The 23,949-nt window shown below is 66.0% G+C and carries 25 protein-coding genes; 19 read left to right on the top strand and 6 right to left on the bottom strand.

All coding sequences use genetic code 11. The features are described from left to right. The first annotated feature begins 91 nt into the window (after positions 1 to 91). The 4 genes from KZ491_RS08085 (at position 92) to aceE (ending at position 6,103) form a co-directional block, all read left to right on the top strand. Entirely contained in the window at positions 92 to 1,369 is a 1,278-nt protein-coding gene (locus KZ491_RS08085) for an aminotransferase class I/II-fold pyridoxal phosphate-dependent enzyme (protein WP_222565300.1), read from the top strand. Then, positions 1,370 to 2,011, top strand: a complete 642-nt coding sequence (locus KZ491_RS08080) for an SGNH/GDSL hydrolase family protein (protein ID WP_222565298.1) — start codon at positions 1,370 to 1,372, stop codon at positions 2,009 to 2,011. It abuts the gene before it with no gap. 20 nt (positions 2,012 to 2,031) lie between these two features. Then, the gene (locus tag KZ491_RS08075) at positions 2,032 to 2,757 is read left to right on the top strand and encodes a methyltransferase domain-containing protein (RefSeq protein ID WP_222565545.1); all 726 of its coding nucleotides are present in this window, start codon (positions 2,032 to 2,034) and stop codon (positions 2,755 to 2,757) included. A 640-nt stretch (positions 2,758 to 3,397) separates the two neighbouring features. After that, positions 3,398 to 6,103, top strand: coding sequence for a pyruvate dehydrogenase (acetyl-transferring), homodimeric type (gene aceE, locus KZ491_RS08070; RefSeq protein ID WP_222565297.1), 2,706 nt, complete (start codon positions 3,398 to 3,400; stop codon positions 6,101 to 6,103). Positions 6,104 to 6,161: 58 nt separating this feature from the next. Here aceE and KZ491_RS08065 read toward each other — a convergent pair whose 3' ends face one another. Then, positions 6,162 to 6,833 (bottom strand): DsbA family oxidoreductase, encoded by a 672-nt coding sequence (locus KZ491_RS08065; RefSeq protein ID WP_222565296.1) that lies wholly within the window; start codon positions 6,831 to 6,833, stop codon positions 6,162 to 6,164. A gap of 177 nt (positions 6,834 to 7,010) precedes the next feature. On the opposite strand from KZ491_RS08065, the gene KZ491_RS08060 reads away from it, so the two are divergent. Further along, positions 7,011 to 8,198, top strand: a complete 1,188-nt coding sequence (locus tag KZ491_RS08060; protein WP_222565294.1) for a serine hydrolase domain-containing protein — start codon at positions 7,011 to 7,013, stop codon at positions 8,196 to 8,198. Between the two features lie 28 nt (positions 8,199 to 8,226). Here the strand turns inward: KZ491_RS08060 and KZ491_RS08055 are convergent, their stop codons facing one another. Next, positions 8,227 to 9,276 (bottom strand): TraB/GumN family protein, encoded by a 1,050-nt coding sequence (locus KZ491_RS08055; protein ID WP_222565292.1) that lies wholly within the window; start codon positions 9,274 to 9,276, stop codon positions 8,227 to 8,229. Positions 9,277 to 9,466: 190 nt separating this feature from the next. Between KZ491_RS08055 and KZ491_RS08050 the strand changes: the two genes are divergently transcribed. After that, complete coding sequence (locus KZ491_RS08050) at positions 9,467 to 9,844, top strand: DUF1428 domain-containing protein (protein WP_222565291.1); 378 nt, start codon at positions 9,467 to 9,469, stop codon at positions 9,842 to 9,844. Here KZ491_RS08050 and KZ491_RS08045 read toward each other — a convergent pair. Then, positions 9,841 to 10,065, bottom strand: a complete 225-nt coding sequence (locus tag KZ491_RS08045) for a hypothetical protein (protein ID WP_222565572.1) — start codon at positions 10,063 to 10,065, stop codon at positions 9,841 to 9,843. The genes KZ491_RS08050 and KZ491_RS08045 overlap by 4 nt on opposite strands. Positions 10,066 to 10,287: 222 nt before the next feature. On the opposite strand from KZ491_RS08045, the gene KZ491_RS08040 reads away from it, so the two are divergent. From KZ491_RS08040 to KZ491_RS08030, 3 genes are all read left to right on the top strand, one after another. Continuing rightward, positions 10,288 to 11,070 carry a hypothetical protein gene (locus tag KZ491_RS08040; protein WP_222565290.1) on the top strand — a complete coding sequence of 261 codons (783 nt, stop codon included), beginning with the start codon at positions 10,288 to 10,290 and terminating at the stop codon, positions 11,068 to 11,070. Between the two features lie 101 nt (positions 11,071 to 11,171). Further along, on the top strand, positions 11,172 to 11,768 hold the full coding sequence (locus KZ491_RS12885; protein ID WP_222565289.1) for a DUF421 domain-containing protein: 597 nt from the start codon (positions 11,172 to 11,174) through the stop codon (positions 11,766 to 11,768). Positions 11,769 to 11,888: 120 nt separating this feature from the next. Further along, positions 11,889 to 12,413, top strand: coding sequence for a hemerythrin domain-containing protein (locus KZ491_RS08030; RefSeq protein WP_222565288.1), 525 nt, complete (start codon positions 11,889 to 11,891; stop codon positions 12,411 to 12,413). 66 nt (positions 12,414 to 12,479) lie between these two features. On the opposite strand, the gene KZ491_RS08025 is transcribed toward KZ491_RS08030, so the two are convergent. Continuing rightward, positions 12,480 to 13,019, bottom strand: coding sequence for a DUF1415 domain-containing protein (locus KZ491_RS08025; protein ID WP_222565287.1), 540 nt, complete (start codon positions 13,017 to 13,019; stop codon positions 12,480 to 12,482). 4 nt (positions 13,020 to 13,023) lie between these two features. Further along, a complete protein-coding gene (locus tag KZ491_RS08020) occupies positions 13,024 to 13,506 on the bottom strand; it encodes a YajQ family cyclic di-GMP-binding protein (RefSeq protein ID WP_222565286.1) in 483 nt (160 codons plus the stop codon). A gap of 133 nt (positions 13,507 to 13,639) precedes the next feature. Between KZ491_RS08020 and KZ491_RS08015 the strand changes: the two genes are divergently transcribed. Together KZ491_RS08015 and KZ491_RS08010 are read left to right on the top strand one after the other, a co-directional pair. Continuing rightward, entirely contained in the window at positions 13,640 to 14,704 is a 1,065-nt protein-coding gene (locus KZ491_RS08015; protein ID WP_222565285.1) for an NAD(P)-dependent alcohol dehydrogenase, read from the top strand. Between the two features lie 21 nt (positions 14,705 to 14,725). Further along, positions 14,726 to 15,640 (top strand): DMT family transporter, encoded by a 915-nt coding sequence (locus tag KZ491_RS08010; RefSeq protein WP_425493109.1) that lies wholly within the window; start codon positions 14,726 to 14,728, stop codon positions 15,638 to 15,640. Positions 15,641 to 15,720: 80 nt separating this feature from the next. Here the strand turns inward: KZ491_RS08010 and KZ491_RS08005 are convergent, their stop codons facing one another. Continuing rightward, positions 15,721 to 16,371, bottom strand: a complete 651-nt coding sequence (locus KZ491_RS08005; protein ID WP_222565284.1) for an OmpW/AlkL family protein — start codon at positions 16,369 to 16,371, stop codon at positions 15,721 to 15,723. A gap of 449 nt (positions 16,372 to 16,820) precedes the next feature. Here KZ491_RS08005 and KZ491_RS08000 point away from each other — a divergent pair, with 449 nt between their 5' ends. From KZ491_RS08000 to KZ491_RS07965, 8 genes are all read left to right on the top strand, one after another. Beyond that, positions 16,821 to 18,278, top strand: coding sequence for a dihydrolipoyllysine-residue acetyltransferase (locus tag KZ491_RS08000; protein ID WP_222565283.1), 1,458 nt, complete (start codon positions 16,821 to 16,823; stop codon positions 18,276 to 18,278). Beyond that, positions 18,278 to 18,919 carry a hypothetical protein gene (locus tag KZ491_RS07995; protein WP_222565282.1) on the top strand — a complete coding sequence of 214 codons (642 nt, stop codon included), beginning with the start codon at positions 18,278 to 18,280 and terminating at the stop codon, positions 18,917 to 18,919. The genes KZ491_RS08000 and KZ491_RS07995 overlap by 1 nt, the downstream gene beginning before the upstream one ends. A gap of 111 nt (positions 18,920 to 19,030) precedes the next feature. Continuing rightward, complete coding sequence (gene lpdA, locus KZ491_RS07990) at positions 19,031 to 20,944, top strand: dihydrolipoyl dehydrogenase (protein WP_222565281.1); 1,914 nt, start codon at positions 19,031 to 19,033, stop codon at positions 20,942 to 20,944. A 203-nt stretch (positions 20,945 to 21,147) separates the two neighbouring features. Next, complete coding sequence (locus KZ491_RS07985; protein WP_222565280.1) at positions 21,148 to 21,618, top strand: hypothetical protein; 471 nt, start codon at positions 21,148 to 21,150, stop codon at positions 21,616 to 21,618. Beyond that, positions 21,611 to 22,441: a F0F1 ATP synthase subunit A gene (gene atpB, locus KZ491_RS07980; RefSeq protein ID WP_222565279.1), complete on the top strand. Its 831-nt coding sequence runs from the start codon at positions 21,611 to 21,613 to the stop codon at positions 22,439 to 22,441. Before KZ491_RS07985 ends, atpB begins: the two co-directional genes overlap by 8 nt. Positions 22,442 to 22,526: 85 nt before the next feature. Then, a complete protein-coding gene (gene atpE, locus KZ491_RS07975) occupies positions 22,527 to 22,796 on the top strand; it encodes a F0F1 ATP synthase subunit C (RefSeq protein ID WP_036194991.1) in 270 nt (89 codons plus the stop codon). An 82-nt stretch (positions 22,797 to 22,878) separates the two neighbouring features. Then, positions 22,879 to 23,349 (top strand): F0F1 ATP synthase subunit B, encoded by a 471-nt coding sequence (locus KZ491_RS07970; RefSeq protein WP_222565277.1) that lies wholly within the window; start codon positions 22,879 to 22,881, stop codon positions 23,347 to 23,349. A gap of 28 nt (positions 23,350 to 23,377) precedes the next feature. Further along, positions 23,378 to 23,905, top strand: a complete 528-nt coding sequence (locus KZ491_RS07965; protein ID WP_222565276.1) for a F0F1 ATP synthase subunit delta — start codon at positions 23,378 to 23,380, stop codon at positions 23,903 to 23,905. Positions 23,906 to 23,949 lie beyond the last annotated feature (44 nt).

The raw sequence follows: 23,949 nt of genomic DNA, 5'->3' as shown, positions 1-23,949 counted from the left end.
TAGCGACGCAGCGATTCCCGCAGGCTGAACGCTGTTCGCGGGCGGCGAATCGGATACGCTGGAGGCCCCTACGTCGCTGCTTCCTATCAGAATGTCGTCAAACCGTCTGCAGACCCGTGCCCGCCTGTCCGAAGTGCGTTACGAGATCCGGGGCGAGCTCGCCCGCCGCGCGCGCGATCTGGAAAGCCAGGGCCGGACGCTGATCAAGCTCAATATCGGCAACCCGGGCGCGTTTGGATTCCGCGCGCCCGAGCACCTGCAGCGTGCAATCACCGAGGGCATTTCCGGGACCGACCCCTATACCCACCAGCAGGGCCTGCCTGCCGCGCGCGAGGCGATCGCCGAGTTCCATCGCGATCGCGGCAACCGCGTGACGGCCGATCAGGTCTTCATCGGCAACGGCGTCAGCGAGCTGATCGACCTGTCCCTGCGCGCGCTGCTCAATCCGGGCGACGAGGTGCTGCTGCCGTCGCCGGACTACCCGCTGTGGTCGGCCTCGACAATCCTCAATGACGGCCGCCCGGTGTATTACAACTGCGCGCCGGAAAACGCGTTCATGCCCGATCCGACCGAGATCGAGGCGCTGATCTCACCGCGCACCCGCGCGATCGTGCTGATCAACCCGAACAACCCGACCGGCGCGACCTATCCGCGTGCGCTGCTGGAGCAGATTGTCGACATCGCCGCCCGCCACGGGCTGCTGCTGATGTGCGACGAGATCTACGACTCGATCCTGTACGACGGGGCGACCTTCCAGCCACTGGCACCCTTGGCCGGGGACGTGCCGTGCCTGTCGTTCGGCGGACTCTCCAAGGTCCACCGCGCCTGCGGGTGGCGGGTGGGTTGGGCGGTGCTGTCGGGCGATCGCGCGCGCACCGCCGATTTCCACCACGCCATGGACCTGCTGGGTGCGCTGCGCTTGTGCTCCAACGTCCCCGGCCAGTTGGCGATCCGTGCTGCGCTGCATGGCGAGGACACGATCTCCGCGCTGTGCGCCCCGGGCGGTCGCCTGCATGCCGCGCGACAAGCGGTGATCGAGGGCGTCGCCGCCAGCGCGCACATGCAACTGGTGGCGCCGGGTGGCTCGATGTTCGCGTTCCCGGCCGTGGTCGGCCCGGCCGCCGTCGGTTTCGACGACCACGCTTTCGCGCTGGAGCTGCTGGAAACCGAAGACGTGCTGGTCGTGCCGGGCTCCAGCTTCAACGTGTCGTACCGGAACCACTTCCGGATCACCCTGTTGCCGGAGCCGGCCGAGCTTGCCGAAGTGTTCCGGCGCATCGACAGAGTGCTGGACCGGTCCGCCGAGCGCGGTCGCGCGGTGAAGACCGGAGCAGTCGCCGAGACTCAGTCACGGGTGGCGGTGGCCTGAGTGGCAGCGCCGACCTCGACCGCGGTGGATTGGCTCGCCCTGGGCGACAGCTACACCATCGGAGAGGGCGTCGCAGGCGCGGAGCGTTGGCCGGAATTGCTGGCCGACCGGCTGGCCCGGGACGGCATCGCCGTTACCCCGCCGCGGGTCATCGCTGCCACCGGCTGGACCACCGACGAGCTGTCCACCGCGATGGACATCGCCGAGCCGCTGGGGCGTTGGGATCTCGTCTCGCTGCTGATCGGGGTCAACAACCAGTACCGCGGGCGGAGCGTCGCCGACTACCGCGGCGAGTTCCACGCTTTGCTCAAACGTGCCATCGCCTTGGCAGGTGGGCGCTCCGAGCGGGTACTGGTGCTGTCGATTCCCGACTGGGGCGTGACGGCTTTTGCCACTGCCCAGGGCCGCGATGCGGAACAGATTGCCGCCGAGATCGATCAATACAACGGCGCGTCTGCGACGCTGTGCGCCCGCCACGGCGTCGCCTTTGTCGATATCACGCCGGTCAGCCGCGAGCGCGGCGGCGAGGTGGCCATGCTGGTCGATGACGGGCTGCATCCATCGCAGGCGATGTATGCGCTCTGGGCCGATGCCGCGTTCCCGGTCGTGGCGCGGATGCTGGATGGAACCGCTTCGCGCTGATGGCGTCCTCCGGCGCGCCGCTGTCGGCTGACCAGGCGCGCGCGATCGCCGTTGCGTTCGCCCCGGAGCGCGGCTTCCGCCAGCACTGGGACTACCACTACAGCCTGAGCAAGCTGCGCAGCGATCCGCTGTATCCGGGCGTCTGTGCGGCCCTGCGCGGCAGCACCCAGCCCTTGCTGGACCTTGGGTGCGGACTGGGCCTGCTTGCCCACGCCTTGCGCGCCGACAGCATCGCGCTGGCGTACCGCGGCGTCGACAACGACGCCGGCAAGATCCAGCGCGCCACCCGGGCCGCGGCTCGGCGGAACCTGCACGACGTGGCTTTCGAATGCCTGGACCTGGCCGCCGCATTGCCGCTCCATCAAGGCAGCGTGGCGATTCTGGACGTGCTGCAGTTTCTTCCGCCCGACGCCCAGCAGCGCACCCTGGATGCCGCGCTCGCCATGCTCGTCCCCGGCGCACGCCTGGTGATCCGTACCGGACTGGATGACGGCAGCCGCCGCGCCCGCATCACCCGCGGGGTGGATGTGTTTTCCCGCGCGATCGGCTGGATGAACGCCGGGCCGCGCTCTTACCCGGACCCGGACGCGCTGCGCCGCCGCTTCGACGACGCAGGGCTGGCCTCCAGTTTCACGCCGCTGTATGGCAACACGCCGTTCAACAACTGGCTGGTGGTCGCCACCGCTCCGGGGGACGGAGCGGCACGGCCCTTGTCGTTCAACCAGCGCGCGTCCCAGAACGGGTAATCGCCAATGCGCGGCACGAGGCCGGTGCGCACGGGCGTCATCACCAGACGGCGTGCGGCGTGGAGTTCATCGTCCACCCGAGCTGCGTGAAAGTCGCCTGCCCACAACTCGCCCAGACCCGGAGTGCGCGCGGCCAACACCCGCGCGCTGCGCAGCTTCAACCGCCGGACACAGGCGCCAAGGTCGTCAAACCCGCCCAGCGCCACCAGCCCGTGCCAGCGGTCGGGCATCAGTACCCACGCGATCAGTTGCGAGCGTTGCCATAGCGGCGGCGCGGACATGGTCCGGCACGCGTCTGCCGCCAGGGCCCAGTCGGCAAAATGGGGCTGCTGCCCGGCAGTGGTGATCGTGATCCGGCACAGCCGCGTCACGCGCCCGAGCGGATCCGGCGGCACTGCGGCGCGTGCGAAGCAGGTGGCAGGAATCGTGGCCATGTGATCCAGCCTGTCCAGTCCGACCGCGCACGTCGATCAGTAGAAGCAGCAACGCGGCGTAGGTGAGGCGCACCTGCGCACCGGGTAACGCCAGCCGCCAACTGCCGGCCGCCCGGCGCCAGCAGCCGCGGATTGCCCTCGCGCGGTAGAATCACCGGCATAGATCCCACCTGATGATGAGGCGTGGCCACGGGGCCGCGAGGCGCATGACCCATACCTATGAAAGCCCGCTCAACGAGATGATGCAGAACGACCCGGATCCGACTGAAACCCGCGAGTGGGTCGAGTCGGTCGAGGCGGTCATCCAGCGCGATGGCCCCGAGCGCGCGCATCAGCTGCTCGAGCGCATGGTCGAGGTTTCGCGGCGTGCCGGTGCCCACCTGCCGTTCGAGCCGACCACCGAATACATCAACACCATTCCCACCCAGCTGGAGGCCAAGAGCCCCGGCGACCACGCGCTGGAGTGGAAGATCCGTTCGATCATCCGCTGGAACGCGATGGCGATGGTGGTGCGGGCCAACCGCAAGCCGGGCGACCTGGGCGGCCATATCGCCACCTTCGGCTCCTCGGCGACCCTGTACGACGTCGGTTTCAACCATTTCTGGCGCGCGCCGACCGAGGACCATCCGGGCGACCTGCTGTTCATCCAGGGCCACGGCTCGCCGGGCATCTACGCGCGCTCGTTCCTGGAAGGGCGCTTCACCGAGGACCAGCTCGATAACTTCCGCATGGAAGTCGATGGCCGCGGCATCAGCTCCTACCCGCATCCCTGGCTGATGCCGGACTACTGGCAGACCCCGACCGTGTCGATGGGCCTGGGCCCGATCAGCGCGATCTACCAGGCGCGCAACTTCAAGTACCTGGAAGGACGCGGGCTGATGCCCAAGACCGACCGCAAGGTCTGGTGCTTCCTCGGCGACGGCGAGACCGACGAGCCCGAATCCCTGGGCGCGATCTCGGTCGCCGGCCGCGAGGGTCTGGACAACCTTGTCTTTGTTATCAACTGCAACCTGCAGCGCCTGGACGGGCCGGTGCGCGGCAACGGCAAGATCATCCAGGAGCTGGAAGGCCAGTTCCGCGGCGCCGGCTGGAACGTGATCAAGAACATCTGGGGCAGCTACTGGGATCCGCTCCTGGCCCGTGACACCTCGGGCAAGCTGCGCCAGCTGATGATGGAAACCGTCGACGGCGAGTACCAGAACTGCAAGGCGTTCGGCGGCGCCTACACGCGCGAGCATTTCTTCGGCAAGTACCCGGAGACCGCGCAGCTGGTCGCCAACCTCAGCGACGAGGACATCTGGCGGCTGAACCGCGGTGGCCACGACCCGCACAAGGTCTACGCCAGCTACCACGAGGCGGTGAACACCAAGGGCATGCCCACGGTGATCCTGGCCAAGACGGTCAAGGGCTACGGCATGGGCGTGGCGGGCGAGTCGCTCAATCCGGCCCACGGCACCAAGAAGATGGACGACGATGACGTGCGCGCATTCCGCGACCGCTTCAACATCCCCATCAGCGATGCCCAGCTCAAGGACGGCAAGGTGCCGTTCTACCACCCCGGCAAGGACTCGCCGGAAATCGAGTACATGCTGGAGCGCCGCAGGGCCCTAGGCGGCTTCCTGCCGCAGCGCCGCCGCAAGGCCAGCCAGGCGCTGGAAGTACCGCCACTGTCGAACTTCGAGCGCCTGCTCAAGTCCACCGGCGAACGCGAGATCAGCACCACGATGGCCTTCGTGCAGATGCTCAATATCGCCCTGCGCGACAAGCTGACCGGCCCGCGCCTGGTGCCGATCGTGGCCGACGAGGCGCGTACCTTCGGCATGGAAGGGTTGTTCCGCCAGATCGGCATCTATGCGCCGTTCGGCCAGAAGTACAAGCCGGTCGACCGCGACCAGCTGATGTACTACCGCGAGGACACCGCCGGGCAGGTGCTGCAGGAGGGTATCACCGAGGCCGGTGCGTTCGCGTCATGGCTGGCGTGCGCGACCAGCTACAGCACCAACGACTTCGCCCTGATGCCGTTCTACATCTACTACTCGATGTTCGGCTTCCAGCGGGTCGGCGATGCGGCCTGGCAGGCCGGCGACATGCGCGCGCGCGGCTTCCTGCTGGGCGCCACCGCCGGTCGCACCACGCTGAATGGCGAAGGCCTGCAGCACGAGGACGGCCACAGCATGGTCCAGGCCGGGCTGATCCCTAACTGCCGCAGCTACGACCCGACCTTCAGCTACGAAGTGGTCACCATCATCCAGCACGGCATGCAGCGCATGCTGGCCGAACAGCGCGACGAGTACTTCTACGTCACCCTGATGAACGAGAACTACGCCCACCCCGACATGCCCGAGGGCAGCGCGGAGGGGATCATCAAGGGCATGTACCTGTTCAAGGACGCCGGCAAGCCCAAGAACGGCGAGCTGCGCGTCCAGCTGATGGGCAGCGGCACCATCCTGCGCGAGGTCATCGCCGCGGCCGAGTTACTGGAGAAGGATTTCGGCGTGGTTGCCGACATCTGGTCCTGCCCCAGCTTCAACGAGCTGGCGCGCGATGGTGCCGACGTGGAGCGCTACAACCGCTTCCACCCGGAAGCCAAGAAGCCGCGCAAGGCGCACATCACCGCGTTGCTGGAAGGCCGCGCGGGTCCGGCGATCGCCGCCACCGACTACATCCGCAGCTACGCCGAGCAGGTCCGCGCGTACGTGCCAATGACCTACAGCGTGCTGGGCACCGATGGCTTCGGCCGCAGCGACACTCGCGCCAATCTGCGCCGCCACTTCGAGGTCGACCGTTACTACGTCGCCCACGCCGCCATCGCGGCGCTGGCGGAGGACGGCAAGATGACCGCCAAGGACGTGGCGCGGGCGATCAAGACCTACAAGATCGACGCGGAGAAGCCGAACCCGCTGGGCGTTTAAGGTCGGCAATGAAGTGCAAAAAGGGCGACCACGGGTCGCCCTTTTTTATTCCGGTCGTTCAACTGGATGGCGCACCCTCATCAGGCATCGCCGCCAGCTGCCTGAGGATGTCAACGAAGGTGTCCACGCCCTGCGCACCGCTGACCAGGTGGCGCTGGTTGAAGATCACTGCGGGTACACCGCGGATACCCTGGCTGGTCCAAAACCGCTCTGCCTCGCGCACGTCGGCGGCAAAGCGCTGGTCGGCGAGCACGGCCAGCGCCTCGTCGCGATCCAGCCCGATTTCCGCCGCGACATCGGCCAGCACGGCGTTGTCGGACAGGTTGCGGCCGTCAGTGAAGTGGGCGGTAAAAAACGCCATCTCCAGATCGTGCTTGCGGCCGTGCTGATCCGCCCAGTGCATGAGCTGGTGCACGTTGAAGGTGTTGTGAATCCGCATGTCGTCGGTGAACTGGAACTCGAACCCCAGCTCGGCGCCTGCCTTGGTGATGGCGCTGCGGTTTGCGTTCGACTGCTCGGTGGTCGAGCCGTATTTTTCGGCGAGATGCTCACGCATGTTCTGGCCCTCGGCGGGCGTTTCCGGATTCAGCTCAAACGGGTGCCAGCGGATCTCATGCGGCGTGGCGGTGGCCTCCAGTGCCCTCGCGAGCTGCTTGTAGCCGATGACGCACCAGGGGCACATCACGTCGGAGACGATGTCGATCTGAAGCTTTTTGGGCTTGGGGGTCATGGCATTTCCTTGGATTGAAGTGGGGGTGCGGCGCGAGCGGCGTACCGACAATGCGGCGCCCGTGAGCTGCTGCCTGCAAGCCAAGCGTAGCGCCGGCGGCGGAGAGCTACCGGCTAGGCGGGTGGGCGCGGGGCATCAGTAGAATGGCCGCTCCGCCCGCTCTTGCCGCTCGCCGCCATGCATTTCAACCTTGCCGCACGCCTCCTCGTTTTCGCCCTTTGCCTGGTGGCGTCGTGGCCGGGCGCCGCCCGCCAGGCAACCACGCCGACCATCGGGGAGCAGCGGGAAGCGGTGCTGTTCTGGTCCCAGACGCAGCGCGAGGCGGAATTCCGGGACATGGGCGCGCGCTTCCCCAGCGACCGCGCGCAAAGCGGCTCGCACATCCGGGAGTTTCCCGAGGGCGATCCCCTGATCCTGGGCGCGGCCGGCGATGCCAGGTGGCTGGACCGCTACATGGCCGAGCACCACGTCGCCGGCGTCATGGTCCTGCACAAGGGTCGGGTCCGCATGCAGCAATATGCGCTCGACTTCGGCCCGGACCAGCGCTGGGAGTCGTTCTCCGTCGCCAAGTCGGTCACCTCCGTCCTGCTCGGTATCGCGCTGCAGCAGGGACACATCGCCAGCCTGGACGACACGCTCGTCACCTACATCCCCGAACTTGCCGACAGCGCCTATGCCGACGTCACGGTGCAGCAGCTGTTGACGATGACTTCGGGTGTGCAGTGGAACGAGGACTACGCGGATGACCAGTCGGACGTGGCCCAGATGTACCGCGGCGCGTGTGTCGACGGGAAGGCTCACGTGCTCTCCTATCTGAGCCGGCTCCCGCGGCAATGGCCGGCCGGCAGCCACTGGAATTACAACACCGCCGAGACCGATCTGCTCGGTATCGTGGTCGAGCGCGCGACGCGCCGCCCGCTCGCGAGCTACCTCTCGGACACGATCTGGAAGCCGTACGGCATGGCAACCGACGCGTTCTGGATCCGCGACGAATGCGATGGCAGCAACACCGGCGGCAGCGGCCTGTCGGCAACGCTGGGCGACTACGTGCGGCTGGGCCAGTTCATGCTCGAGGGGGGGCGCATCGATGGCGAGCCGGTGATTGCCGAGGCCTGGCTGCGCGGTGGAACCAGCGAGCAGGCCAGCACCGACGCGCCCGAGCGCGGCTACGGCTACCTGTGGTGGACCGATACCGACGGCAGCTACGCGGCGGTCGGCATCTTCGGTCAGATGGTGTACGTCGATCCGGCGCGCGAGCTGGTCATCGCGCAGGTGGCGGCTTGGCCCAAGGCCACATCCAACGAGTTGGTCGCCGCGCGGCGCGCTCTGGTCGAGCGGGTGAAGCAGGCCGTCGACACGCAATAACCAGGTCGGCGACGGCCGGTCAACCGGATCAGGGCGCGTCGATCTCGTAACCCAGCGCCCTCAGCCGGGCCACGTAACCGTCCGGTGCCACGAGGTCTTCCAGCGGCAGCACGGCAAAGGTGGTTGCGTTTTCCGCCAGCGACGCTTCGGCCACTCGCAGCCATTCGTTGCGCACGCTGGCGCGGATGTCCGGAATGCCCCACTTGCGCGAGAAATCCGCGTTGGAGAACACGTCCGCGCAGGTGTTGTTGCGCCGGGCCAGCTGGTCGAAATTGATCTGCGCCAGGTCACCGGTGGCCCACGCGTTGGCGTTGGTGATCATGCGCGGCAGTAGCTGATCGATCGCGTCCAGAGTCGCTTCCAGGCAGTTGGAGTCATTCAGCGACATGCGGCGGACGTCCTTGATCGCGCCCGCCGGATCGTCGATTTTCACGGTCACCTTTGGCGTCGTCTCCTTGATGGATTCGGCCTGGGTCACTGCCCGGATCGGCGGGCTGACTATTTTCGGGGAGCCTAGGCCTGCCTCGCGGATGGCGGCGCTGAAGAGCTCCTGCGCAGCAACCATTGGACGCTTGCGCTCGATTCCGCGATCGCGCGGCAGGTAGCGCTGTCTGGCAGTCGTCCAGCGGGCATACAGCTGCGGGGAAAGCACGTCCTCCAGCGTGGCGCCGTCCGGGTTCTTCTCCGCCTTCAGCATGCCGTAGCCCAACGACAGCTTGCGGAAGAAGCCGACGTCGGCGTCGACCACGAAGTGAGGCCGCCACAGCACCTCCTGCGACTGGCCGACCAGGTCCACTACCGAGTCGGCATTCCAGGTAATGCCGTCGGGGAGTGGCGACAGCGTTCCCAGGAGCCACAGGTCGTGCTCACCCTTCGAAACGCGCCACAGTCCCGGTCCGGGCTGCGGGCCGGTCACAGCGACGGAATCCAGGTTGATGATTCCCGCCGCCGGCTGCGCGGGTGCATTCGTGCCGGCGGAGGCACGTGGCTCTGTGCTGGTCTGCGTCGCGGCGGCAAAAGGTAGGGAGAAAAGAGCCGCCAGCACGCCCGCCGTGATGCGCTTCCTGTTCATCGTCATCGCGTTTCGATCCATCGAATTCGGAAACGCATCCTAGGCCCGGTGCACGCAGGATGTGTTCGCTTTCCGTAATGCCGCCACTATCACCGCCCGCACGTCTTCACGGATTCTTGATCGCCGCTTAATTCAATGCGTTGCACCGTTCGGGTTCGATCCGCGGATTGTCCACGGACGTTGCCGGAGAGCGCAGATGGCTTACATCAGTGGATTCGTGCTGGCGGTACCGACGAATAAAAAAGACGCATTCATCAAGCACGCCAATCTGGCCGATGCGGCGATCCTCGAATACGGGGCAACACGTGTATTCGAGTGCTGGGGCATCGACGTCCCCCAAGGCAAGCAGACCGACTTCCACCGTGCTGTGCAGGCCAAGGAAGACGAGACGGTCGTGTTTTCCTGGATCGAATGGCCCGACAAGGCGACCTGTGACGCCGCGATGGAGAAAATGATGGCCGACCCGCGGATGAGCGAGGAGCGCAATCCGATGCCATTCGACGGCAAGCGGATGATTTTCGGCGGCTTCGAGCCGGTCGTCGCGCTTGGGTCGGGCAGCGCCCCGCTGGTCTAATCGTCGCGCGGGGCCTGCTTGGCGGCGACAAAAGGCGATACCGGATCACTGGCCGGGAAGGTTTCCTCGAGCGCCTCGTCCTGGTTGTCGCTCTGGTGTTGCTTTGGATCGGGTTCGGTCACTGGGATGTCCTTCTCGCGGCCGGGTTCCCGGATGGGCGCACCCGGGCCGGTGCCTGGAAACGGTGGGTCCTTGCGATCGTCATTGGGTAGGCGGCTCATCGGCAGCTCCTTGATCGGGTGGACTCCCACATTTGCCTAAATGCCGTTAGCGCACGGTGGACTTCACCGATTCAGAAGCGAACGGCGGCCAATCGGTGAGGGCCCCTTTTCGTGAACGCTTCGCACAGCCGTGACATTTCTTGCACGCGATAACGACGCATCGGCTGTCAGGTTCGATTCCACCAGCGGCGCTGCCGCGGCCACTCAAACGAGGACATACCGATGACCAGGGACCCCAACGAATCCCGTGACATGAACCGTGACCCGATTACCAAGACTCCCGGCGCCCATCCGGTCGGTGTGGGCGTGGGCGGCGTCGGCGGCGCTGCCGCGGGAGCCGGCATCGGCGCGCTGTTTGGCCCGATTGGCATGCTGATCGGTGGCGCAGTAGGCACGCTGGCCGGTGCGGGCGCCGGCAAGGCCGTGGCCGAGAGCATCGACCCGACCGGCGAGCACGACTACTGGCGCAACGAGTACAGCAACCGTCCCTACGCCAACCCGCAGTACAACTACGACGACGACTACGCACCGGCCTACGAGTACGGCAATACCGTGCGCACCCAGTACGCCGGTCGCCAGTGGGACGATTCGCTGGAGCAGGACATCCGCAGCGGCTGGGAAAAGGCCAAGGCCAAGTCGCGCTTGACGTGGGAAGAGGCCAAGGATGCCGCGCGCGATGCGTTCGATCGCAGTGACCGCACCTATCGCACCTACAGCGCAACCGACAACTACTACCGCGACCAGCACAAGAACGCGGTGTACTACAAGCCCGAATACGATTACGACAACGACTATCGCCCGGCCTATCGCTACGGCACCCAGGCGCGCAGCGCGCATCCGGGCCGCGAGTGGGACGACCAGCTCGAATCGGATCTCGGCAACCGCTGGGATAACGCCAAGTCGTCCTCGCGCATGACTTGGAGTGAGGCCAAGCATGCGGTTCGCGACGCATGGCACAACGTCGAGCGCGCCCTGCCGGGCGATGCGGACGGTGACGGCCGCTGATTCCTGGCCGCAATCCCACAGCCCCCGCCACGTGCGGGGGTTTTCGGTTCCCAGCGCGCTGACTGACCCAGAACCATCCACGCCGGCGAGGAGGATCTTCGGTGGAAAAAGACGTCGTGCCGCTGGAGTGGGCCCGCATCCTGCTGGGGCCGTATCCGCCACTTTTCTATGCGGAGATTGCGGTCCGCATTCTGATGCTGCTGGCGCTGTTGCTGCTGGTGGTCCACATCCTCGGCAAGCGCGGTCAGCAGAACCTCAGCCCCATGCAGCAGTTGTTGATGGTCGCTTTGGGATCGGCGGCGGGCGATGTGATGCTCTACCCCGAACTGTCGATCGGTTACGCCGCGCTGGTACTGGTCGGCGTCACCCTGCTGACCATCGGCATCGAAAAGTCGGCCAGCCATTCGCGCAAATTACGTGACTATCTCGAGTCTCGGCCGTGCGTGCTGGTCCAGGACGGCGAGATCGACGTCGCCACGATGAAACGCGAGCGCACCACGCGTCGCGAGCTCTACGCCATCCTGCGCCAGAACGGCGCACGAGCACTGTCGCAGGTCGAACTGGCAATCCTGGAAGTCACCGGGGACATCACCGTCGTGCTCAACGATTCCAAGCCGGAGAAACGCGACCTGATTGATTACCTCAAGGCGGGCAACACCGGCCACGCCCCGGCGGTACCACCCGCGGCGCCTTCCTGAAGCGGACTGTCTGGCTGGCCGGGCGGACGGCAGCAGTGCATCACCACCATTTCACCGCGGACAGCCCAGCTTGAACGTGCCCGCGCAACGACCCCACATTCCATGACCACGGAGACCCACATGGCAGCCGATATCCTCAAGACCCTGAAGGACGAACACGACCATCTGCGCGACCTGTTCAAGAAGATGGAAGACACCACCGAGCGCGCCGAGAAGGGACGGACGGAACTGCTTGAGAAGATCAAGCAGGGCCTGATTCCCCACGCGGTGTGGGAGGAAGAGGTCTTTTATCCGGAGTTCAAGAAGCGCGCCGATCGCGATGGACGCAAGACCCATGCCGAAGCCGTCGCCGAGCATCGCGCGGTGGAGTTGCGCGTATTGCCCGACCTGGAAGCCGCCTCACCGACGACGACCGAGTTCGCCGGTCGCGCCAAGGTGCTGGGCGAGTTTGTCGACCACCACGCCACCGAGGAAGAGAACACGATGTTCAAGATGGCGCGGGCCATGTTCAGCACCGAAGAGCGTGCGCAGCTGGACGCGCAGTACAAGGAGTGGAAGGGCACGCCGGCCGCGGCCAAGGCAATCGAGAAGGCGTTGCGCAAGGGCGCCGAGGCGAACAAGGCCAATCCACCACCGGCCAGTTGATTGGGGGCTCCGTGCGACCGAGAGGTCGCACGGTTCTTCAACCACGCACCGGACTGCAGAGACGCGCTACTCGTCCAGAAGGCGCCGATAGCCCTCAAGCCCCAGTTGCTCCAGTCTCGCTATGTTTCGCTCGACGATCTCCTCGGGATCGGGGAACGCCTCCACCGCGCGGTCGATGCTCTCCTCGCGCAGCAGGTGCAGCATCGGGTAGGGCGAGCGGTTGGTGCAGTTTGCGACGTCATCCAAGTCGCTGCCGGCGAACCGGTAATCGGGATGGAAGCTAGCCGCCTGGATCTCGCCCTCAAGCCCGAGGGCGTCGATCGCGGCGTCCACCTGATCGAGGAATTCGTTGTAATCGTCGAAATCCGTCAGTACCCGCGGGTGGATCAGCAAGGTCGTATCGACCACTTCCGGATCGGCCTCGTGCAGCCACAACAGCTCGTCGGCCAGGTCGGCCAGAAGCGCGTCGGGCGTGTCTGCTTCGCTGAGGACGTAGCGGATCTGGTCCTTGACCTGCACCGCCTTGGCGAACGGGCACAGGTTCAGGCCGATCACCGCGCGCTGCAACCAGCGTCGGGTCGCGGCGATCGGCTCGGGTTCGCTCATCGATTCAGTCGCGGAAGTTGTCGAACTGGAGCGGACGTTCAAACTCGCCACCCTTCAGCAGTGCCATCGCGGCCTGCAGGTCATCGCGTTTCTTGCCGTTGACGCGCAGCTTGTCGCCGTTGATCTGGCTGTCGACCTTGATCTTGGACTCCTTCAGCGTGGCCTGGATCTTCTTGGCCAGCTCGCGCTCGATGCCCTGCTTGACGCTGATCTTCTGCCGCGCGCCGGCCAGGTTGGTCTCGATATCGCCAAACTCCAGACAGCGCGCGTCGATGCCGCGGGCGATCAGTCGCGCGCGCAGGATGTCGGTCATCTGCTGAAGCTGGAACTCGCTGGGCGCCGACATCGAGATCACCTCATCCTCCAGGCTGAAGCTGGCGTCCACGCCCTTGAAGTCGAAACGCGTGGTCAGCTCGCGGCTGGCCTGGTCGACCGCGTTGGTGAGTTCGTGGCTGTCGACTTCGGAGATAACGTCGAAGGAAGGCATTGCAGTACTCCGTGCGGGGCAGAAATGGTCGGGCAAGCTTGCTTGCTGCTGGAAGGGTAGCGCAGGCGCAACTGCCGAGGGCACGGGGGTCCGGGTTTACACTGGCAATCCCCCGCCGTGATCCGGAACTCCGATGCTCAAGACCCCCGCCTATGCCGCCCCCGATGGCCACTCACCGCTGGCACCCTTCACCATCGAGCGTCGCGCGCCGCGTGCCGGCGAGGTGCTCATCGACATCCTGTATTGCGGCGTCTGCCACTCCGATCTGCACCAGGTGCGGGCGCAGTGGGGCGGCAACGGCATCTTCCCGATGGTGCCCGGCCACGAGATCGTCGGCCGCGTCGCCCAGGTGGGCGAGGGCGTGGACCGCTTCAAGGTTGGCGATCCGGTGGGAGTGGGCTGCTTCGTCGACTCCTGCCGCCACTGCGCCCAGTGCGAGGCGGGCGAGGAGCAGTATTGCGTCGAGGGCATGACCGGAACCTACAACTCGCGTGAGCGCGATGACGGCACGCCCACCTACGGCGGTTATTCGACCCGTATCACCGTCAGTCAGGATTTCGTCCTGGACATCCCGGACGCCTTGCCGCTGGACCGGGCCGCGCCGCTGCTGTGCGCCGGCATCACCACGTATTCGCCGCTGCGCCAGTTTGGCGTCCGGGCGGGGCACGAGGTGGCGGTGGTGGGCCTCGGCGGACTGGGCCACATGGCGGTCAAGCTGGCGGCGGCGATGGGCGCCAAGGTGACCGTGCTCAGCACGTCCGAGTCCAAGCGCGAGGCAGCGCTGGAGCTGGGCGCCGACGACTTCGGGGCGACCCGCGACCCGGCCACGTTCAAGAAACTCGCGCGCCGCTTCGACCTGATCATCGACACCGTATCCGCCCCGCACGACTACAACACCTACCTTGGCCTGTTGAAGTTCGACGGCTCGATGGTACTGCTGGGCATCCCCGACGAGCCGGCCCCGGTGGCGGCGGGCGCGCTGATCATGCAGCGTCGGAAGCTGTCGGGTTCGCTGATCGGGGGCATCCGCGAGACCCAGGAGATGCTCGACTTCTGTGCCAAGCACGGCATCGCGGCGGACATCGAGCTGATCAACATGGACCAGATCGAGGTCGCCTACGAGCGGATGCTCAAAGCCGACGTGCGCTACCGCTTTGTCATCGACATCGCCAGTCTGCGCGATGAAGCCGGCGGCTGAGCCGGGGTCGACTGCGCATCCATGACGGCGCACCCTGCCCGGGTTCCGGCCCCGTTGATGATGCTGCTGGCAGTAGCAACGTTTGCCTTCATGGATGCCGGCCTGAAGGAGCTGGCCGGCACCTACCCGGCTATGCAGGTCGCGGCGCTGCGCGGCGCAGCGTCGCTGCCCTTCATCCTGGTCTGGGTTATGGCGACCAGCGGCCTGCGCCCGTTGCTACGCGTGCGCTGGCCCCTGCACCTGCTGCGCGGCGCGATCGGTATTGGAATGACCGCGTCATTCGCGTTTGCGCTGCGAACACTGCCGCTTACGACGGGCTACTCGATCTACTTCGTCGCACCGCTGCTGATCACCGCGTTGTCGGTGCCCGTGCTGGGGGAGAAAGTGGGGCCGCGGCGCTGGACCGCGATTGCCATCGGCATGGTCGGGATGCTGGTGTTGCTGCGGCCGAGCGGCGAGGGCATGTTCAGTTGGGCGGCGCTGGCCGTGCTCTTGGCGGCGACCGGTTACGCGGTGAGCGCGATCACGGTGCGGGTGCTGGCACGTACGGATTCCAATGCCTCGATGATCGTGTGGTTGCTGGTGATGCTGTCCATCGGCGCCGGTGCGCTGGCATGGCCCAACTGGGTGCCGCTGCGAGCCGAACATGCTTGGATCATCGTGGGAACAGGGCTCGCGGGCGCGATCGGCCAGTACGCGATCACCGCGGCGTTCCGCTCAGGCTCCGCATCCCTGCTCGCACCGTTGGAATACACAGGTCTGGTATGGGTCGTCCTGCTGGACGTGAGTATCTGGGGCGTGTTGCCGGACGCGATCACCTGGCTGGGGGCGGCCATCATCGTTGCCAGTGGGCTCTACATGCTGCGCCGCGAGCGGGTGCGCGCGGAAGACACACACAACGACGGGCCCGAAGGCCCGCCGCGGATCATGCACTGACGTCCGGGACCCCGACGGTCCGGAACGACAGTGGCACGATCAACCCATAAACGACTGGATCTGGCTTTTTTCGAAACGGATCAGAAGCGCGCACCCAGGCCCAAGCCCACTACCACCGGGTTCAGCTTGGCGTCGCCGACCTTTATGCCGTTGGCCCTGATGTCCGAATCGCCGTGCAGGTAGCGCAGGTCGGCGCGGGCAAACCAGCTCGGGCTCAGGGCAACGTCAACACCGGCGGTGGCCATGGGGCCCTTGGCGGTCTCCACACCGATGCGCTGACCGGCGAGCGGGCCGGTTGGCTCGGGCGTCTCGCCGTCGAAGTTGCTCTCGAAGTAACCCAGGCCAAGGAACGGGCGCACGATCTGATCGCTGGTACCGAAGTGGTACTGGGCGCTCAGGGCATACGGCTGCGCGTCAACGCTGCCGATCTTGTAGTTGTTGGCGTCGCGCACGCGGTGATCGAACTTGTCCGCCGCGCCCCAGGCCTCAACGGCGAAGTTCTCGTGGAAATACCAGCTCGCGCTCAGCGTCGCGGCGGTGCCGCCGTCGAACTGCGTGCTCGCGCCGGCAATGGTGGGGTCGCTGGTCGGCTCGCTGACGGCAAAACCACCAACCACGGCAAAGCGCTTGCCGTCATTGGTTGAATCGTAATTGCTGTCCTGGGCGAAGGCGGCCGGGGCAATGGCCAGGGCGCCCAACAGGGCAACACTAAGGTGGCGGAAACGGATCATGGGGAACTCTCCAAGCTTCTTTTGACTTGTGGGGGAACCGGCCGGTCTCCCGGCAGGCGTGGCTACCCTAGCTACTGGAAAGTGAATGGGACTTGTGTGGCTCCGCCCCGCACACGGAACTTTTCCACACACTGGAGGCGGGACAGCGACGCGCGCGTGCCAAATCCCAAATGAAGATCGCGTGGTCGGATGAACAGCGTCGGAAACATCAAGTAAATCAGCGGCTTGTCAGCCTTGAGGAGGCTTCCCAACTGGCTTGTCGCAGTCGCGTGGGGAGCGTGTGCCCATCAGCTGAACGAACCCGAAGTGGCGTGCCGGGTGGTCCGCGATCGATCTGCGCGGATGACGTCTGACTCAGCGAGAGAGAACCTGGTCTGGCAGGACCGCTCTATTGGCGCGTCCCGCCGTCAGCAGCCACAATAGGGTTTTGGTGCTAGTCGGAGCCGCACATGGCTGAGTTGAAGGAAGCGCGCGTCCCGGATATCGGCGGATACGATGGCGTGCCGGTGATCGAGGTGCTGGTCGCTGTCGGCGATACGGTGCAGCAGGACCAGGGCTTGGTCACGCTGGAGTCCGACAAGGCGACGATGGAGGTTCCTTCACCATTCGCCGGCGTTATCCGCGAATTGAAGGTGGCCGTGGGCGATGAGATCGCCGAAGGCACCGTGGTCGCGATGATCGAGCCCGAGGCGGCCGACGAGCCCGCAGGCTCTGGCAAGGGCGCTGCAAAGGTTGATGGCATGCCGGCTCCCGGGTCGCAGGCCAAGGACAGCGCTGATGCCGAACCGCCGCGTGCCCAGCCCGCGGCCGCCTCCGAGGAGACGCGCACCGCCGAAACCGCCACGGCGGTGGAGCCCGACAACGTCGGCAGTCCCGACAAGCTTGCGCAGCGTGAAATCGCCCGCGCCAGTGATGCCGCCGGCCCGCATACGCCCCCGGTGAGCTTCGACGCCGACGAGCTCCTGCCTGGAAAGGTGCCCTACGCCAGCCCGGCGGTGCGCCTGTTCGCGCGCGAGCTCGGCGTGGACCTGATGCAGGTCGAAGGCAGCCAGCGTGGCGGCCGGATCAACAAGGACGACGTGCAGAAATACGTCAAGCAGGCGATGCAGTCCGATGGCGCCTCCGCGCCTGCGCCCGCTGGCAGCGGTGCGGGCCTGAGCCTGCTGCCGTGGCCGAAGGTCGACTTCGCCAAGTTCGGCCCGGTCGAGACCCGGGAACTGAGCCGGATCGAGAAGATCTCCGGTGCGAACCTGTCGCGCAACTGGGCGATGATTCCCCACGTCACCCAGTTCGAAGACGCCGACATCACCAAGCTGGAAAAGCTGCGCGTCGATCTCAACAAGGAAAACGAGCGCGCCATCGCCAAGGGCGGCGCGACCAAGCTGACCATGCTGGCGTTCCTGATGAAGGCCAGCGTCAGTGCATTGAAGAAGTTCCCGGACTTCAACGCGTCCCTGGACGCAACGGGCGAGAACCTCGTCCTCAAGCAGTACTTCCACATCGGCTTTGCGGCCGATACGCCCAACGGACTGGTGGTGCCGGTGGTGCGCGATTGCGATACCAAGGGCGTGATGGAGATCGCCATGGAAACCGGCGAACTGGCGGCCAAGGCACGCGAGGGCAAGCTGGGTCCGGCGCAGATGAGCGGTGGCTGTTTCACCATCAGCTCGCTGGGCGGCATCGGCGGGACCAAGTTCACCCCCATCGTCAACGCGCCGGAAGTGGCGATCCTGGGCGTGTCGCGCGCATCCATGCAGCCGGTCTGGAACGGCGACAAGTTCAAGCCGCGCCTGATGCTGCCGCTGTCGCTGAGCTATGACCACCGCGTCATCGACGGCGCCGCGGCGGCGCGCTTCACCACATATTTGGCCCAGGTGCTGGCGGACATGCGACGGGTGCTGCTGTGATGCGAGCCGCGCTGGCCTTGGTCGCGTTGCTCGCGTTCACGCCACTGGCCCAGGCCAAGAGCGACTGCGAGGTCGATCTCGGCATGGGCTGGCCGCCGGCGACGCGCAACCACGGCACCGCGGTGGAAGGGCTGTTTGCCGCCGGCGATACGCCGGTGTTGAGCCTGGTGCGCCTGCCGCCGCGCGGCAAGGAAACCGGCGTGATGCTGGTGCGCTCCGCCAACGGTCAGACCTGGACAGTTCGCTCCGCAGTCGCCGCCGAGCGTGTGGACTCGATGACGACCATTCCCGGCGGCATCGAGCGCACGCTCAAGGTCGACAAGCCGGCGAAGGTGCGCGAGTCCGTCATGCCTGCTGCGCTGGCCGAACGCGTGGTCGCATCTTGGGCGCGCGCGCTTGCTGCGGTCGTTCCCGAAGATCGCGCCGCGGCCTTCCAGGAGAACGAGTTGCTGGTGTTCGCCGTCAATGACCAGCGCGTCAGTGGCACCGAACCCGCCTGCGGTCCGAGCCGTATCCTCGCCCGGCAGGCGCAGGTACTGGTGGATGCGGCCGATTCCAAGGACAAGCACCTGCCCAAACGCTGGAGCGCCCTGATCAAGCTGCTTGATCAGCTCGACACCCAGCTCGCGGCCGCCCCCTGAAGCCGGAGCGACCGCCGGGCTACACCCCACACCGTGGCCGCCCGACGGGCGCCCGGGTCCCGCTATCGTCGCCGCACCGCTCGCAGGTGCACGACCCCAGGAGGCACACGCATGGCAAAGATCGAGATCAAGGTCCCCGACATCGGCGACTACGACGGCGTACCGGTTATCGAGGTCCTCGTTGCGGTGGGCGACACCGTGGAAGTGGACCAGGGCCTGGTCACGCTGGAATCCGACAAGGCCACCATGGAGGTCCCCTCCAGCGCCGCCGGTGTGATCAGCGAGTTGCACGTCAAAGTGGGCGACACCGTCGCCGACGGCGCGGTGATCGCGGTACTCGAGACGAACGACAAGGCGGAGGCGGTTGAGGAAAAGCCGTCCGCGAACGCCGACGAGGCCAGCGCAGCGGCCCCGGCAAAGCAGACCGAGTCCACCAAGGACGCAAGCACCAAGGCCGCAAGCGAGAACGCGGGCGACGGAGACGAGAAAACGGGCGGGTCGCCATCGGATGGACGCGGCTCTGCTAGCGCCGCCGACGCCGAAGGCAAGCACAACGGCGGTGGTCCGCAGCCCGCAGCGCCGAGTGGCCGCAAGGCCGATATCGAATGCGAAATGCTGGTGCTGGGCGCCGGTCCCGGCGGCTATACGGCCGCGTTCCGGGCCGCCGACCTGGGCCTGGACACCGTGCTGGTTGAGCGCTATCCGGACCTGGGCGGCGTTTGCCTCAACGTGGGTTGCATCCCGTCCAAGGCGCTTCTGCATGCTGCAGCGGTGATCGATGGCGCCAGCCATGCCGGCGAGATGGGCATCGAGTTTGGCAAGCCCAGGATTACCCTCGACAAGCTGCGCGACTACAAGAACAAGGTCGTTGGCCAGCTCACCAAGGGACTGGGCGGCATGGCTCGCCAGCGCAAGGTGCGGGTGATCACCGGTGTTGGCCGCTTCCTCTCCGCCAATGAGCTGGAAGTCACCAGCGAAGACGGCAAGACCCAGCTGGTGGCGTTCCGCCAGTGCGTGATCGCTGCCGGCAGCCAAGCCGTCAAGCTGCCCGGCTTCCCTTGGGACGACCCGCGGGTCATGGACTCCACCGACGCGCTGGAGCTGGCCGATGTGCCAAAGAAGCTGCTGGTGGTGGGCGGCGGGATCATCGGACTGGAAATGGCGACGGTGTACAGCGCGCTGGGCAGTGCGGTCACCGTGGTCGAGTTCATGGACCAGCTGATGCCCGACACGGACAAGGATCTGGTCAAGCCGCTGGCAGACCGGCTGAAGAAGCAGGGCGTGGAGATCCATTTGCAGGTCAAGGCCGCCGGCGTGGATGCGCAGAAGAAGGGCCTGAAGATCAGTTTCGAGTCGGCCGAGGACGGCGGCAAAGCGCCGGATGCGCAAATGTTTGATCGCGTGCTGGTGGCCGTGGGCCGCGCGCCCAACGGCGGCAAGCTGGACGCGGAGAAAGCCGGCGTCAAGGTCACCGAACGCGGCTTCATCCCAGTCGATCGGCAGATGCGGACCACCGCGTCGCACATCTTCGCCATCGGTGATCTGGTCGGCAATCCGATGCTTGCCCACAAGGCCAGCCACGAGGCCAAGCTGGCGGCCGAGGTGGCGTCGGGTGCAAAGAAGGAGTGGGTCGCACGGGTGATCCCGTCGGTGGCCTATACCGATCCGGAGATTGCCTGGGTGGGCGTCACTGAGAACGAGGCGAAGGCGCGCGGCCTCAAGGTCGGCGTGGGCAAGTTCCCCTGGGCGGCGTCGGGTCGGGCCATCGGCATCAGCCGCACGGAAGGGTTCACCAAGCTGCTGTTCGACGAGGCCAGTGGCCAGGTGATCGGCGGCGGCATCGTCGGTGTTCACGCGGGCGAACTCATCGCCGAGATCGCGCTGGCCATCGAGATGGGCTGCGAGGTCGGCGACATCGCCCACACCATCCACCCGCACCCGACCCTGTCGGAATCGGTCGCCATGGCGGCGGAGATGTTCGACGGCACCATCACCGACCTCTACGCGCCGAAAAAGAAGGCCTGAGGCCCGCGCGGACAAGAGGAAGCCCCGGCGGATCAGGCCGGGGCTCCGAACCCGCCGCTGCCGTTTGCCTTGACGAGGAGAGAGGGGCGACGGGGTGTCGAGAATATTGACCCGTCACGCGCTGCAAGGTTCCCGCGGGGTGCAAATAATCTCGTCGCGCTTCGGCTTGGTTCAGTTGGGATTTCCTGAACAGGACCCGGCAGTTGCCGCCGACGCCGGCGCAACCTATAATTCGGCGGCTTGATTGGGCGTTTGTCTGCCCGTCCTCCAAAACCGACGAGCCGAGCGTGCACGATCCCATGTCCGCAGGCCGCCGGTTGGCGTTTCGCGCGATCGCCTTTCAGGCGGGCGCAACAGCGTTGACCGCGATGGCCTTCCTTGCCCAGGGTGCGGAGTCCGCGCTGGCGGCACTGGTCGGCGGATTCGCCTTGGTGGCCGGTGGTGGTCTGGCGGCGTTGGTGGCGCTGGGCGGTGGTGTGAAGCCGGCAGGCTCGGTCCTCGGACTGATGCTCGCCGGTGTTCTGGTGAAGTGGTTGGTGGTGTTTGTAGTCCTCGCGGTTGGTCTGGCGGGGTTCCAGTTGCCGCCGCTGCCGATGCTGGTAGCGGTCGTTGCAACCATGCTGGCCTACGTGCTGGCTCAAATCCTGAATCGAGAAGGTGTCCTTCGTGAGTGAACAGACCGGCTCTGGCGGCCTGAACGAATACATCCAGCACCACCTGCTGCAGAACACGATCGATCTGGGCGGCTTTGCCTTCCACATCGACACGTGGGTCGTGTCGCTGGTGTGCGGCCTGATATTCATCGGCTGGTTCGGCTTCTACGCGCGCAAGGCGACCTCCGGGGTGCCCTCCAAAGGCCAGGCCTTTGTGGAGATGGCGATGGAGTTCGTCGACAACCAGGTGAAGGATAACTTCCACGGCGACCGCAGCTCGATCACGCCGCTGGCGATCACGATCTTCATGTGGGTCGTTTTGATGAACGCGATGGACCTGCTGCCGCTGGATACGCCCGGTGTGGCGATCCAGGCCGTGGCGGGTGCCGAGGCGGCCGCCCACACGTACTTCCGCTGGGTGCCCACCGCCGACCTGAACACCACCGCGGCGATGTCCGTCGTCGTGTTCTTCCTGATCCTGTACCACTCGATCAAGGCCAAGGGCGGCTTCGGCTTCGGCAAGGAACTGCTGACCTCGCCCTTCGCGGCCGAGAATCCGGTGACCAAGGCAGTGCTGATGCCGGCCAATCTGGGCCTCAACGTCATCGAGTACTGCGTCAAGCCGGTATCACTGGCCATGCGACTGTTCGGCAACATGTACGGTGGCGAGCTGGTGTTCATGCTCATTGCCGGCCTGCTGGGCGGCGGGCTGCTGATGTTCGTTCCCGGCGTGGTCTTCAATCTCGCCTGGGCGATCTTCCACATCCTGATCGTGCTGCTACAGGCCTTCATTTTCATGATTCTCTCGGTCGTCTATATCGCTGGCGCCTACGAGAGTCATTGATCGCGTCATCGCTTCACGCTTCACCGCTTTTTCAACGCTTCATCCTTCCGCCAATCCAAACCAAACGTTTCAGTAGGAGAAAACCATGGAATTTATCGCCAGTGTGCAGGGCCTGACCGCGATCGCGATCGGCATGATGGTCGGTCTTGGCTCGATCGGCGCGTGCCTCGGCATCGCCATCATGGGCGCCAAGTTCCTCGAGTCGGCCGCGCGCCAGCCCGAGCTGGTGCCGATGCTGCAGGGCCGCATGTTCCTGCTGGCCGGCCTGATCGACGCCGCGTTCATCATCGCGTTGGCCGTCGGCCTGCTGTTCGCCTTCGGCAACCCGCTGCTGGGCGCACTGAACGTCGGTTGATCGATCTGCTTGAACCTGCGCGTCCGGATTTCCGGGCGCGTTTCCCGGGCCACCGCGCCCGCAGCCCGCATACGGAGCTGTCATGAATATCAACATGACCTTCTTTGGTCAGATGATCTCGTTCGCGTTGCTCATCTGGTTCACCATGAAGTTCATCTGGCCGCCCATGAACCGGGCGATTGAAGAACGCCAGAAGAAGATTGCCGACGGACTGGCGGCTGCCGAGCGCAGCCAGCACGATCTGGCCCAGGCCCAGCAGAGCGTGGACGCCGCGCTGCGGGAAGCGCGGGCCAAGGCCAACGAAGTGATCGACCAGGCGCACCAGCGCGCCAACCAGATCATTGAGCAGGCCAAGACCGACGCGATGGTTGAAGCGACCCGCCAGAAGGCGATGGCCGATGCCGAGATCGCGGCCGCGCAGAATCGCGCCCGTGAGGATCTGCGCAAGCAGGTGTCTTCGCTGGCCGTCAGCGGTGCCGAGAAGCTGCTGCGCCGTGAAATCGATGCCAACGCCCACAAGGCGCTGCTCGACGAACTCGCCGCCCAGCTTTGATCCAGCCAACGACCGGATGCCCTGAGCAATGAGCCAGTACATGACCCTCGCCCGACCCTACGCCCGCGCCGCGTTCGCAGCGGCGAGCGGGGCCGGCCAGGTGGCCAGCTGGTCGCAGGCGCTTGCGCTTGCCACCCGTGTTGCCGCCGATCCGAAGGTGGAGGGGCTGCTGAACCACCCGCAGCTTTCGACCACCGAGGCCGCGTCGCTGCTGGCCGTCGACGGTGCCGGTGAGGAGTTTGGCCGCTTCATCGAACTGCTGGCGGCCAATCGCCGCTTGCCGCTGCTGGCGGAGATCGCCGGCATGTTCGAGCAGCTGCGCGCGGAAGCCGAGCACGTCGTCAAGGCGCGCGTCACGTCCGCAAGCGAAATGCCCGCCGCCGAGCTGGAATCGATCCGCGTAGGCCTCAAGCGGCGCTTCGGCCGCGAGGTCGAGCTGGAAACGGCTATCGACGAGTCGCTGATCGGTGGTGCGGTGATCGACGCCGGCGACGTGGTCATCGACGGCTCGCTGAAAAGCAAGCTCTCGCGCATGCAGTCGGCGCTGGCCAGCTGATCGCCTCCAATCGAAGATCCGAATCATCTACCTCCGGCGCCCGC

The sequence above is a fragment of the Novilysobacter antarcticus genome (assembly GCF_019802285.1).
Taxonomy (GTDB): domain Bacteria; phylum Pseudomonadota; class Gammaproteobacteria; order Xanthomonadales; family Xanthomonadaceae; genus Novilysobacter; species Novilysobacter antarcticus.
This window is presented reverse-complemented; position numbering and strand designations above follow the sequence as displayed.